Consider the following 10,332-nt stretch of genomic DNA (forward strand, 5'->3'; position numbering starts at 1 on the left):
TTTTCTCTAAGTAGTAAAATTAGTGACGTTTAAGATATGTTTTCTGTCCAGGCGATTCAAAGAGAGAACCGGTAGCTGGGAAGGGTTTATCACCAGGCAGGAAATGCTCCTTAAAGTGATCAATTTAAGATAAGCAAGAGGTAACAAGCATTGTTGCAATCAAGGTGGTACCGCGTCTAGAGCGTCCTTGAAGAAGGCAAACATGCTTGTTTTTTGTATTTTTAGGAGATTTTGATGAAAAAGTTAAACAGTTCAGAATTTCGGCAAATGTTCCTCGACTTTTTTGCTGAACACGGCCACATGGTCATGCAGTCAGCCAGCCTGATTCCAAAGGATGACCCGACTTTGCTCTGGATCAACTCCGGGGTGGCAACCATGAAGAAGTACTTCGACGGCTCAGTCGTGCCAAAGAACCACCGGATTACCAGCTCACAAAAGTCAATCAGAACCAACGACATTGAAAACGTCGGTAAGACTGCCCGCCACCAAACCTTGTTTGAAATGCTGGGCAATTTCTCAGTTGGTGACTACTTCAAGGAAGAAGCGATTCCTTGGGCCTGGGAATTTTTGACCAGTCCTGACTGGCTGGACCTGGACAAGGACAAGCTTTACGTAACTGTTTACCCTAAGGATACTGAAGCTCACCGGATCTGGCATGAAGTCGTCGGCCTGCCGGAAAGCCACATCGTGCAATTGGAAGACAACTTCTGGGACATCGGTGAAGGTCCATGTGGTCCTGACTCAGAAATCTTCTACGACCGCGGCCAGGAAAACAATGACGTGCCAGAAGACGACCCGGAAAACTACCCAGGCGGGGAAAATGCCCGTTACCTGGAAATCTGGAACATCGTCTTCTCAGAATTCAACCACCTGCCAGACGGCAGCTACGTTGAACAGCCGCACAAGAACATCGATACCGGGATGGGTCTGGAACGTGTCTTGTCTATCCTGCAAGATGCGCCAACCAACTTTGAAACCGACCTCTTCTTGCCAATCATCCACGCTACTGAAGAAATGAGCGCGGGCAAGAAGTACGGCGTAAACAAGGCTGACGACACTTCCTTCAAGATTATCGCTGACCACATCCGGGCCATCTCCTTTGCCATCGGTGACGGGGCCCTGCCAGGCAACAACGGCCGCGGCTACGTTTTGCGCCGGCTTTTGCGGCGGGCAGCCTTGAACGGCCGCAAGCTGGGTATCGACGGTGCCTTCCTTTACAAGCTGGTGCCAGTTGTCGGTGACATCATGAAGAGCCACTACCCAGAAGTCAGCGACCAGGCTGAATTCATCAGCAAGGTCATCAAGAACGAAGAAGACCGCTTCGGTGCAACTTTGGAAGCCGGCTTGACTTTGCTGGACGACTTGATTGCCAAGGCTGAAAACAGCGAAGACAAGACCATCTCCGGCAAGGACGCCTTCAAGATGTTTGACACTTACGGCTTCCCTTACGAATTGACGGTTGAAGCTGCTGAAGACAAGGGCTTGAAGGTTGATAAGGATGGCTTTGACGCCGAAATGGAAGCACAGAAGGAACGCGCCCGCAAGGCCCGGGGCAACCTGCAATCCATGGGCTCACAAGACGAAACCTTGATGGAAATCAAGGACAAGAGCGTCTTTGAATACGGGGTCTACGAAGAAGAAAGCCAGCTGGTTGACATCATCGTTAACGACAAGCTGGTGGACAAGGCTGACGGCGAAAAGGCAACCTTGATCTTCGACAAGACGCCATTTTACGCTGAACGGGGCGGCCAGATGGCTGACCACGGTGAAATCTACGACCAAGAAGGCAACCTGGTTGCCCGGGTAGTTGACGTTCAGCACGCGCCTAACGACCAGAATCTGCACTTTGTCGACGTGATCCTGCCACTTGTAAAGGGGCAGACCTACAAGTTGAAGATTGACCGGGCGCGCCGGGAAGGCCTCCGCCACTCCCACTCTGCTACCCACCTCTTGCACGCTGCCTTGCGGCAAGTATTAGGTGAACACACCCACCAGGCCGGGTCAGTTGTTGAACCAGACTACTTGAGATTCGACTTTACTTCCCTTGACCCAACCACGCCAAGAGAATTGAAGAACGTTGAAAAGATCGTCAACGAAAAGATCTGGGAAGCAATTAAGGTCAAGACCACGGAAACTGATCCGGAAACCGGTAAGAAGATGGGCGCCTTGGCTCTGTTTGACGGCAAGTACACTGACAAGGTCAGAGTCGTGCAAATGGATGACTTCTCCATTGAATTCTGCGGGGGTACTCACTGCGACAACACCTCCCAAATCGGCGTCTTCAAGATTATTTCTGAACAAGCCATCGGTGCCGGGGTCAGAAGAATTGAAGCCGTAACTTCCAAGCTGGCTTACGAATACTTAGCTGGCCGCTCCGACATCCTGGACCAGATCCAGGCTGAAGTTAAGGCTACTAAGGCTGACGGCATCCAAAGCAAGATTGCCAGCCTGCAAGAAGAACTCAGAAGCGCTGAAAAGCAAAACGCCGCTTACGAAGCCCAAATCAACGCTTCCAAGGCCGGCAAGATCTTTGACCAGGTCAAGACGGTCGGCGACTTGACGGTTATCGCCACGATCGCTGATGTCAAGGGGATGAACGACTTGCGGGAAATCGCTGACCAATGGAAGAGCGAAGGCAAGTCTGATGTTTTGATTCTGGGCGCTAAGTCTGAAGACAAGGCCAACATGCTGATCAGCCTGGGCCAAAAGGCCCTGGACAAGGGCTTGAAGGCCGGTGACTTGATCAAGAGCGTGGCTGCTATCTTTGGTGGTGGCGGCGGTGGCCGGCCAAACATGGCCCAAGCCGGCGGCAAGAAGCCAGAAGGCTTGCAGGATGCCATCGACTCCGCAGTCAGCCAGCTGGGCTAATTAGGCTGAAATAATTGAGTTAAGGAAAATTTTTAAGTAGAATAGACAAAAGAGGGGGAATAACAATGAGTTCGCTTGATAAGACGATGCACTTTGATTTTAACCAGAATAAGGGAAAGAACATCCGCGACACTCTGGAAGATGTATATAAGGCCCTAGAAGAAAAGGGCTACAGCCCAATCAACCAAATCGTGGGTTACCTGCTTTCAGGCGACCCAGCGTACATCCCACGCCACAACGACGCCCGGAACCTGATCTTGAAGCACGAACGCGATGAAATTATCGAAGAACTGGTCAAGAGCTACCTGGGCAAGGACAAGTAATGCGCCTGCTGGGTTTGGACGTCGGCTCCAAGACCATCGGGGTGGCCGTCAGTGACCCCTTGGGTATCACCGCCCAGGCCGTGATGACGATCCCGATTGATGAAGACCGGCACAATTTTGGCATGCGGTCTTTAAAGAAGCTGGTCCGCGAATATGACGCGGACGGCTTCGTCCTGGGCCTGCCCAAGAACATGGACGGAACAACGGGCCGGTCGGTCAGCCGGAGCAAGGCCATGGGCGAGCGCCTGGAGCAGAAGTTCGGCTTGCCAGTCTATTATGACGATGAACGCTTGACGACCGTGGCCTCAGAGCGGATTTTGGTTGAAGAGGCGGGAATGCATGATCGCCGGCAGCGTAAGGAGGTCGTTGACCAAATGGCAGCTGTGTTGATTTTGCAGAACTATTTGGATTTACAGCGAAAGGAATAACTATGGCTTTTGAAGTTAGCGCCGAAGATCAAGACAGACAATTGACCTTGATCGATGAAGACGGCAACGAAGAATTATTTGAAGTATTATTTACTTTCCATTCTGACGACAATGACAAGTCCTACATCCTGCTTTACCCGGCAGCTGTAGAAGATGACGACGAAATTGAAGTCCAGGCTTTCAGCTACGATGCTGATGAAGACGGCGACGTAACTAGCAGCGACCTGCACGAAATCACTTCTGACGCTGAATGGGACATGGTTCAAGGGGTGCTCAACACCTTCCTTGAAGATGACCGTTTGAGCGGCGACGATTCTGCAGAATAAGAAAGAAGCGGGTGCTTAGCCCGCTTTTTTTGTTAGGAAATTTTTGGACAAATTACTGAGATGATGAATCACAAAATTTTAGATATTCTGGAATACCAGGAAATTATCAGCCGCCTGGCTGAACAAGCGGTAACGGCCCCGGCTAAGAGCAAAGCCTTGAATCTCCAGCCGGCCAGCGACCGGGAGACGGTCAGCCGGGCCTTAAGCGAAACCAAGGCCCTGGTTGATTTGGACCGGATCAAGGGCCAGCTGCCTTTGACTGACTTTCAAGATGTTGAACCCAGCCTCAAGCGCTTGAAGGTCAAGGCGGACTTAAACGCCCTGGAATTAGGCAATATCCTGCTGATTTTCACCCTGGCCCAGGAAAGCAGCCGCTTTGTAGAAGACGCGGAAGAAAATGAGACCTTGGACCTGGCGGCAATTGAAACTTTGCTAGAGGGCCTGGAACTGCCCGATGACCTTTACCGGCGCCTGCGGACTTCTTTGACTTATGACGGTGAAGTCCTGGATACCGCTTCAGCTGACTTGGCCCGCCTGCGCCACGGCCGCCTGGCCACGGAAGCAGAAATCAAGGAGAAGATGACCGCCTACACCAAGGGCAAGAACGGACAGTACCTGTCTGAGCAGATCGTGACCATCCGGGATGACCGCTACGTTATCCCGGTTAAGCAGGAATACCGCTATAAGTTCGGCGGGGTGGTTCACGACCAAAGTGCCTCTGGCCAGACCTTGTTTGTTGAACCGGCCGCCATCCTGCCTTTAAACAACCGCCTGCAAAACTTGTTGGCTGAAGAGCGGCAGGAAATCCACCGGATTCTGCATGAACTGTCTCTGGACGCCAGAGAAGAAAGGGAGGCTATCAAGCGGGTGGCCGGGGCTTTAAGCGAATTGGACTTCCTTCAGGCCAAGGCCAAGCTGGCCAAGCAGATGCGGGCCAGCCAGCCGGCTTTGTCTGCTGACCAGTCCTTTAAGCTTCTGGGGGCCCGTCATCCCTTGATTGATCCAGACAAGGTCGTGGCCAATGACATTGCTTTAGGCCAGGACTTTGACACGATTTTGATCACCGGGCCCAACACGGGTGGTAAGACGATCACTTTGAAGACGGCAGGCTTGCTCCAGCTGATGGCCCAATCCGGCCTCTTCATTCCGGTTAATGAGGGCTCCAGCGTGGCGTTTTTTGACCAGATTTTCGCCGACATCGGGGACGAACAGTCAATCGAGCAGTCGCTGAGTACTTTTTCATCCCATATCAACGATATTGTGGCGATCATGAAGCGGGTCAGCGACCAGAGCCTGGTCCTGATCGACGAAATCGGGGCCGGGACCGACCCGGAAGAAGGGGCCAGCCTGGCCATCTCGATTTTGGACTTCTTCAGAAAGAAGGGGGCCAAGATCATCGTCACGACCCACTACCCGGAACTCAAGCTCTATGGCTATAACAGAGAGCGGACCACCAACGCCTCTATGGAATTTGACATCAAGACCTTGTCGCCGACCTACCGTCTGCAGATGGGGATCCCGGGCCACAGTAACGCCTTTGCCATTGCCCGCCGGCTGGGCATGCGGGAAGACGTGGTGGTCGGGGCTGAGAAGCTGATGAGCAGCGATGATTCTGACATCAACCACATGATCGACGAATTAAACAAGCAGACTAAACTGGCCACGGAAAACAAGCAGAAATTGCAAACCAGCCTGGACCGGGCCAAGCAGCTGGAAAAGAAGCTGCAGGATGCCATGGACATCTACAACCAGCGGGTGCAAAAGCAGCTGGACTTTGCCCAGGACCGGGCCAATGAAATCGTGGCCAAGAAGCGCAAGAAGGCCGACAAGATTATTGCTGAATTGGAAGAAGCCCGCAAGGAAGGGATGCAGGTCAAGACCAACCAGCTGATGGACGCCAAGGGCGAATTCAACCAGCTGGCCAAGCAGGAGGCCAACCTGGCAAAGAACAAGGTCCTGCAAAAGGAAAAGAAGCGCCACCACGTCCAGGTGGGCGACAAGGTCAAGGTCCTGTCTTATGGGCAGACCGGGACGGTGACCAAGAAGCTGGGCGAGCATGACTATGAGGTTTCCTTGGGCCGGATCAAGCTCAAGGTAACCGACAGAGACATCGACAAGCTGGTCGCCGGGCAGAAGCAGCAGGTCCAAAGACGGGCCACTTCCGCCTCCCGGTCCAGCCGGGCTCACAGCTCCCTGGATCTTAGAGGGCAGCGCTATGAAGAGGCTATGGTTAATTTGGACCGGTACTTTGACACGGTCCTTTTGTCCGGCCTCAGCACCGTTACCATTATTCACGGGATCGGGACCGGGGCCATCCGGCAGGGGGTTCAGCAGTACCTCAAGCGCAACAAGCACGTCAAGTCATACAGCTACGCGCCAGCCAATGAAGGCGGGACCGGGGCCACGATCGTGACTTTAAAGTAGGCAAGTTACTTGCAAAAAGTAAGTAAATATAGTAAACTTAAAACATCAAGTAGAAAATAATGTTTTTAAGATTAATGATTTGAGGTATTTACATGGTAGATGCAATTACTGACGCAACTTTTGAAGAAGAAACCAAGGATGGCGTAGCGCTTATTGACTTTTGGGCAACTTGGTGTGGTCCTTGCCGGATGCAGTCACCAGTCATCGAAGCTTTGGCTGAAGAAAGACAAGACGTGCACTTCACTAAGATGGATGTAGACGACAACCCGGAAACGGCCAAGAACTTTGGTATCATGGCCATCCCAACTCTCTTGATCAAGAAGGACGGGCAAGTGGTTGACCGCTTGACTGGCTACACTCCAAAGGAAAAGCTGAACGAAATTCTTGACCAGTACACTGACTAAGAAATAAGCATGTTAAAAGACCAGAGCCATTGGCTCTGGTCTTTTTCGTTTGTATTTTCTTTAACTTGCCGAATTTGCTGGTTAGAAGAAGGCAGTGATCTGAACGGTCTCTTTCTTGTCGTCGATGGCGATTTCAGCTTCAGCTGACCGGCCCCGGTTTTGTTCAACCGCTTCAGCGATCATTCCGCTTTCCAGGGAGAATTCCCGGCTGCCGGCGGCCAGGCGGTCGCTGATTGGCTGCCCGCTTAAGGAGAAGATGACTGAGGAGCGGCGCTCCTTGACAATGGTTAAATTACCGAATTCAGCCATCTTGAAGAATTCGCTTAAGTCTTCAAATTCACTCAAGGCATATTTGCGGGTGATCCGCTTGCCAGCCCAGTAGAGTATCGCCGGCGTGTCCCCGCCTAAAATGGTTGGCAACAAGAAGTCGCGGTATAGTTGATTGACAAAGTATACGTGTTCGTTGTGTTCTGACATAATCCTCATCCTTATTCGCTGCTTTAATTCTACCGTAAATATTACAGGATGGTGAAATTTTTTAACAAGTTTTAGAAAAAGGCTAGGAAATTACCGAAAAAAGAAAAAAGTTCTTGCCGGCTGAAAAAGCGATGAAAATAGCAGAAATTACTCTCTTTGTAAGTTCGAAAAGGCTTGAATAAGTGGTAAAATTTCAGTAGAGAGATTTTTTATTTTTTGAAATGATAGGAGCACTATATGACTCAAGTACTATTGTTTGCTACAGATAATCAAAATAAGGTTAAGGAATTGCAGAAGGCTTTTGAAAAGGCTGGCCTGGACATTGAGCTTAAGTCAAATGCAGATTTGGACAACCCGCCATACGTTAACGAAAAGGGCACGACCTTTGAAGCTAATGCCAAGCTGAAGGCGCACGCTTTGGCAGACTACAGCAAGCTGCCAACTCTGGCTGATGACTCAGGCCTGCGGGTTGTCAAGCTGAATGGCGCCCCTGGCGTTCACTCAGCCCGCTACGGCGGCGAAGCCCACAATGATGCTAGAAACAACGGCAAGCTTTTGGCAGCCTTGGGCGGGGTTCCGCAAGAGGAGCGCCAGGCCAAGTTTGTCACTACCCTTGTTTTGACCATGCCAGGCCACGAAGACAAGGACTTGGTTGTAACTGGCACCTGCGAAGGTGAAGTTCTGGCAATTCCGCGCGGCAAGGACGGCTTCGGCTACGACCCGCTCTTCTACGTACCAAGCAAGGGCAAGACTTTCGGCGAAATGACCACTGAAGAAAAGAACGAAGTCTCCCACCGGGGCAAGGCAGTCAAGGCTTTGATCGAAGAACTGCCAGCTTGGCTTGCTCAATTCAACTAAGATCAAAAAATGCTGGGCCGCGGCTCAGCATTTTTTGATCAAGCTTTTTTACTGTTGTTGATGATAACCGGTTCCTGACCAAATTTGACCTGGTTGACCCGTAAGTATTGCAGGTAGGTCTGCCAGTAGGCCTGGCGGATTTTGCCTTCAAAGCCCGGCTTGACCTGGAAGTGGACCCGGTAGGTGATCGTCTGCCCCTGCTGGCCGACGACTCCGATCTGGGTTGGTCCGCTGACCAGTTTGTCATGCCAGGTAAGCAGATCTTCGTCAGCCTGGTCAAGCAGGCTGGCCAGCTGCTTTAAGTCGGTGTCTGCATCCAGGTTCAGGTCCAAGTTAAGGCCAATCCCGCCATGGGTCAGGTTTCTGACGATGGAAATCTGCCGGTTGGGGATGAAAATCAAGGTGTCATCAGCGGTGACAATCTGGGTGGTTCTGAGGCCCAGCTGGGTCACGGTTCCGGTTTCAGTCCCGATCTCGACATTGTCGCCGACATCGTACTGGCCTTCACTGAGGATAAAGAAACCGTTGACCAGGTCGCTCATGAAGCCCTGGGCGCCAAGGCCGATGGCCAAGGAGAAGATCCCGGCACTGGCAATTAAGGTGCCGACGGGGATACCCAGGATGGTCAAGATGGAGTAGACATAGAAGAAGACCATGGTGTAGCGGAAGAGGCTGTTCACCAAGGCTGAGATGGTCTGCGACCTTTTGGAGAGGACAAGTTTGTCGTTGTGCTTGTCCAGGTAGCGCTTGATAATTTTCCGGCCAAAATGGGTGACCAGGTAGAAGACCAGGGTCGAAATCAGCAGCTTCCAGAGGATGGTCACGCCGCTGGTAAAAAGCTTGTCGACGTCGATGGAGATGCCGGCAATTTTGAAATCAAGATTTTTCATTGAAAAAATGCTCCTTTCAGCTATGCTTAAAGGATAACAGAAAAGCGGGTAAAAACTTCGGAAAATCTTTCGATTGTGTCTAAATCGTTTTCATGCTAGACTTTTTTTAGAAAGGAAAGGGGAAGTAAGCTATGACAATTTCATTCGGCGCTTTAGCCGGTTTGATCGCGGCCTTTGCCTTTTTGGTATTGGTCCTGTTCACGATTCCCATGTTGCTTAATGTTTCGAAGACTTTGAAAGAGGCTGAGAAGACAGTCCAATTGACCAATGAATCTATGGCCAAGCTGACTGAAGATATGGATGACTTGATGAAGCAGACCGGCGGACTCTTGGAAAAGACCGACGCGCTTTTGCAAGACGTCAATGGCAAGATGGAAACTTTGCAGCCGGTCGTACAGGCCGCCGCTGACCTGGGGCAAAGCGTCTCAGACATCAACGAATCATCCAAGAAGATGATCAACAAGGTTTCCAATGCCCACTTTACCCGGACGGGAATGATCACTTCCGTAATTACGTCGGCTTTTGCCAGACATTTCCGGCGGAAGGGTCAGGATTAAGAAAAGGAGAACAACCATGAGCAAATTTGGTAGCTTTTTATTAGGGGCCGTCTTTGGGGCTGCTGCTGGGGTTGCAGCTGCCAGCCTGATCTCAGACGACAAGATTGAAGAAGTCAAGGACAAGATCAAGAGCAATCCAAACGTTGAAGACTTGAAGGAAAAGTACGACAATGGGACGGAAATCTTGAAGAACCAACTGGCTTCTTTCCCAAAGAACATTGAAGATGATTCTGAACTGAAGGACTTCGACGACATCGTAATCGACGATTCAGCTAACGGCGCCGGCGAACAAGACGCCAGCGACCTCGACAACGCTGAAAAGAGCGAAGAAGGGGAAGAGAAGCCGGAAGAGCCAAGCATGCCGACTAGTTCAGATCAAGAATAGTAAACGCGAATATAAAAAATAACGAGCCACAAGACTCGTCATTTTTCTACTCTAAGTCAAGTGTTATCAACGATTTTAGGCAATTTTATTTTGAAATACGGGCCTAATCGGGAAATGGCTCCTGGAGAATCGAGTTAAATATCTGATTTAGGACATGATAAATACAGCCACCTTCTGTAATTTCAAAAAAGAGGCTGTTATAATATCTATTGGATCAATTTTTATGACAAAAGTCTTTGGTTATGTTTGGCTACGTCATAGCTATATAATTGATCATTCTTAATTAAAGCGAAGATCGTCCGTAATAATTTATGGATCGATGCGATAGCGGCCTTCTTGTGACTTGCAGTCTCAGAAGACCGTTTTCGTTTCTCGTAATAATCCGCAATATG

General features: G+C 50.6%; 11 protein-coding genes and 1 pseudogene. 9 read left to right on the top strand and 3 right to left on the bottom strand.

Translation table 11 applies throughout. The features are described 5' to 3' along the window. Nucleotides 1-234: 234 nt before the first annotated feature. The 6 genes from alaS to trxA all read left to right on the top strand — a co-directional run bounded on the left by alaS (nt 235) and on the right by trxA (nt 6,773). On the top strand, nt 235-2,868 hold the full coding sequence (alaS, locus tag Q0J41_RS00510; RefSeq protein ID WP_296224725.1) for an alanine--tRNA ligase: 2,634 nt from the start codon (nt 235-237) through the stop codon (nt 2,866-2,868). Nucleotides 2,869-2,933: 65 nt separating this feature from the next. Next, nucleotides 2,934-3,191, top strand: coding sequence for an IreB family regulatory phosphoprotein (locus tag Q0J41_RS00515; protein WP_002876574.1), 258 nt, complete (start codon nt 2,934-2,936; stop codon nt 3,189-3,191). After that, nucleotides 3,191-3,619, top strand: a complete 429-nt coding sequence (gene ruvX / locus Q0J41_RS00520; RefSeq protein ID WP_296224742.1) for a Holliday junction resolvase RuvX — start codon at nt 3,191-3,193, stop codon at nt 3,617-3,619. The genes Q0J41_RS00515 and ruvX overlap by 1 nt, the downstream gene beginning before the upstream one ends. Before the next feature lie 2 nt (nt 3,620-3,621). Continuing rightward, on the top strand, nt 3,622-3,945 hold the full coding sequence (locus Q0J41_RS00525; RefSeq protein WP_002876576.1) for a DUF1292 domain-containing protein: 324 nt from the start codon (nt 3,622-3,624) through the stop codon (nt 3,943-3,945). Between the two features lie 63 nt (nt 3,946-4,008). Then, nucleotides 4,009-6,369: an endonuclease MutS2 gene (locus Q0J41_RS00530; protein WP_296224760.1), complete on the top strand. Its 2,361-nt coding sequence runs from the start codon at nt 4,009-4,011 to the stop codon at nt 6,367-6,369. A gap of 92 nt (nt 6,370-6,461) precedes the next feature. Beyond that, on the top strand, nt 6,462-6,773 hold the full coding sequence (trxA, locus tag Q0J41_RS00535; RefSeq protein WP_296224748.1) for a thioredoxin: 312 nt from the start codon (nt 6,462-6,464) through the stop codon (nt 6,771-6,773). A gap of 81 nt (nt 6,774-6,854) precedes the next feature. Here trxA and Q0J41_RS00540 read toward each other — a convergent pair whose 3' ends face one another. After that, nucleotides 6,855-7,250: a YslB family protein gene (locus tag Q0J41_RS00540; RefSeq protein WP_003619579.1), complete on the bottom strand. Its 396-nt coding sequence runs from the start codon at nt 7,248-7,250 to the stop codon at nt 6,855-6,857. 237 nt (nt 7,251-7,487) lie between these two features. Between Q0J41_RS00540 and Q0J41_RS00545 the strand changes: the two genes are divergently transcribed. Further along, nucleotides 7,488-8,108, top strand: coding sequence for an XTP/dITP diphosphatase (locus Q0J41_RS00545; protein WP_296224754.1), 621 nt, complete (start codon nt 7,488-7,490; stop codon nt 8,106-8,108). A gap of 38 nt (nt 8,109-8,146) precedes the next feature. Here Q0J41_RS00545 and Q0J41_RS00550 read toward each other — a convergent pair whose 3' ends face one another. Continuing rightward, a complete protein-coding gene (locus Q0J41_RS00550) occupies nt 8,147-8,998 on the bottom strand; it encodes a mechanosensitive ion channel family protein (RefSeq protein WP_296224756.1) in 852 nt (283 codons plus the stop codon). A gap of 131 nt (nt 8,999-9,129) precedes the next feature. Between Q0J41_RS00550 and Q0J41_RS00555 the strand changes: the two genes are divergently transcribed. Together Q0J41_RS00555 and Q0J41_RS00560 are read left to right on the top strand one after the other, a co-directional pair. Further along, nucleotides 9,130-9,555 carry a DUF948 domain-containing protein gene (locus Q0J41_RS00555; RefSeq protein ID WP_296224758.1) on the top strand — a complete coding sequence of 142 codons (426 nt, stop codon included), beginning with the start codon at nt 9,130-9,132 and terminating at the stop codon, nt 9,553-9,555. Between the two features lie 16 nt (nt 9,556-9,571). After that, on the top strand, nt 9,572-9,940 hold the full coding sequence (locus Q0J41_RS00560) for a DUF1269 domain-containing family protein (RefSeq protein WP_296224759.1): 369 nt from the start codon (nt 9,572-9,574) through the stop codon (nt 9,938-9,940). A gap of 221 nt (nt 9,941-10,161) precedes the next feature. On the opposite strand, the pseudogene Q0J41_RS00565 reads toward Q0J41_RS00560, so the two are convergent. Next, nucleotides 10,162-10,332, bottom strand: a pseudogene (locus Q0J41_RS00565) (IS110 family transposase); the annotation flags it as partial.

Source organism: uncultured Lactobacillus sp. (assembly GCF_944327175.1).
Lineage (GTDB): Bacteria > Bacillota > Bacilli > Lactobacillales > Lactobacillaceae > Lactobacillus.